General features: G+C 40.6%; 1 pseudogene. It reads right to left on the bottom strand.

What is annotated here, in order from left to right:
- Positions 1–710: pseudogene (locus tag ACFIL3_RS10815) on the bottom strand (hypothetical protein); the annotation flags it as partial.

The raw sequence follows: 710 nt of genomic DNA, 5'->3' as shown, positions 1-710 counted from the left end.
ACCGCACGTATGCCACCAAGTGCATTTTCATCCTTAACATACATATAACCTGATTCAGGCTTTGACAGCATGCCATCGGTATTCCCCCCTAATCCAGAAGTAGTGGAACGCTGTCCTCCTTGGACAGGTATAATTTTCCCTGTGCTTGTTGAGACTTGAAAAGTCATATCCTCAGGCAATCCCTGCTCTGCCTTTTCTTCTGATGTCAATGTTCTATAGGCTTCTTGAGGGCTTAACGTGCTGCCTATAACTTTCATGGCAAGATCTGGATATTGCACAAGGGCTTGTGCGTCTTTATCACTGTATCCTTTAGAGCGTAAAAACTCAAAAATTGGTCTATTTTGAGCACGTACATTATTGCCCTGCCGCATAACAAGTGCCGCATTTGAAAAACTTTCTTGCGGTGTTTTTCCTGATGCAAGCCCCGCAAAAAAATCCATTAAATGCTCGGAAAATTCTGATTTTCTAAAACGCTCCCATAAGCCGATTGGATTTGCATCTTTATGAATAAAATTTCCAACTGCGTTTACATAATCGGTTGCCTGTTCGGGCTTAGCACTTGCTTTTAAATGCTCCTCTTCTGGTAAGTGTGCATTCAAATGTTTTTCTTCTCCTATAGGTGCATCAAAAAGTTTTTCCTCATCATTTCCAGAATCGTTTTTCAAAGAGTTTTCCGCTATAGATTTCTCATTAAGTTGAGCAATATAATC

Origin of the sequence: Bartonella sp. CE47NXGY, assembly GCF_042195415.1 — a bacterium.
Lineage (GTDB): Bacteria > Pseudomonadota > Alphaproteobacteria > Rhizobiales > Rhizobiaceae > Bartonella.
This window is presented reverse-complemented; position numbering and strand designations above follow the sequence as displayed.